The sequence below is a fragment of the Pseudoalteromonas sp. GutCa3 genome, assembly GCF_002836155.1.
Classification (GTDB): Bacteria; Pseudomonadota; Gammaproteobacteria; order Enterobacterales; family Alteromonadaceae; genus Pseudoalteromonas; species Pseudoalteromonas arctica.
Genome location: NZ_PJBK01000066.1, coordinates 1 through 1,191, shown reverse-complemented (window position 1 = coordinate 1,191; position 1,191 = coordinate 1). Strand labels below are relative to the sequence as shown.

Annotated in this window: 1 protein-coding gene; it reads right to left on the bottom strand. The window is 44.9% G+C overall.

Annotated features, from left to right (window positions below):
• Positions 1–6 precede the first annotated feature (6 nt).
• Positions 7–1,191, bottom strand: coding sequence for an elongation factor Tu (tuf, locus tag CXF64_RS09965; RefSeq protein WP_024589451.1), 1,185 nt, complete (start codon positions 1,189–1,191; stop codon positions 7–9).

Below are 1,191 nucleotides of genomic sequence, written 5' to 3'. Positions count from 1 at the left end.
TAATAATTACGCTACGATAGTTGCTACAACACCAGCACCTACAGTACGACCACCTTCACGGATAGCAAAACGAAGACCTTCATCCATCGCGATTGGTGCGATTAGAGTTACTGTCATCTTGATGTTATCACCAGGCATTACCATTTCTACGCCATCTGGTAACTGTACGTCACCAGTTACGTCAGTTGTACGGAAGTAGAACTGTGGACGGTAACCTTTGAAGAATGGAGTATGACGACCACCTTCATCTTTCGAAAGTACGTATACTTCTGAAGTGAATGTAGTATGTGGGTTGATTGAACCAGGCTTAGCTAGTACTTGACCACGTTCAACGTCTTCACGTTTAGTACCACGTAGAAGTGCGCCGATGTTTTCGCCAGCACGACCTTCGTCTAGAAGCTTACGGAACATTTCAACACCAGTACAAGTAGAACGAGTTGTATCATTGATACCAACAATTTCTACTTCGTCATTGATGCGGATGATACCAGCTTCAACACGACCAGTTACAACTGTACCACGACCCTGGATTGAGAAAACGTCTTCGATAGGCATGATGAATGGCTTATCGATGTCACGCTCTGGCTCTGGGATGTAAGTATCAAGTGCGTTTGCAAGCTCAACAATCTTATCTTCCCACTCTTTCTCGCCTTCTAACGCTTTAAGCGCAGAACCAGCAATTAGAGGTAAGTCATCACCTGGGAAATCGTATTCTGAAAGAAGTTCACGAACTTCCATTTCTACTAGTTCAAGTAGCTCTTCGTCATCTACCATGTCACATTTGTTCATGAACACGATGATGTAAGGAACGCCAACTTGACGAGAAAGAAGGATGTGCTCACGCGTTTGTGGCATAGGGCCATCAGTCGCAGCAACTACTAAGATCGCGCCGTCCATTTGAGCAGCACCAGTGATCATGTTTTTAACATAATCGGCGTGACCAGGACAATCTACGTGTGCGTAGTGACGTGAAGGAGTATCGTATTCAACGTGAGACGTTGAAATAGTGATACCACGTTCGCGCTCTTCAGGAGCGTTGTCGATTGATGCGAAATCTTTAGCAACACCGCCGTATACTTTTGCAAGTACGTTAGTGATTGCTGCAGTTAGTGTAGTTTTACCGTGGTCAACGTGGCCGATTGTACCAACGTTTACGTGCGGTTTTACGCGTTCAAACTTTTCTTTTGCCAT

What these genes read in the sequence shown, in the direction of transcription:
- tuf (WP_024589451.1), bottom strand. Translation starts at nt 1,191, where the DNA reads ATGGCAAAAGAAAAGTTTGAACGCGTAAAACCGCACGTAAACGTTGGT.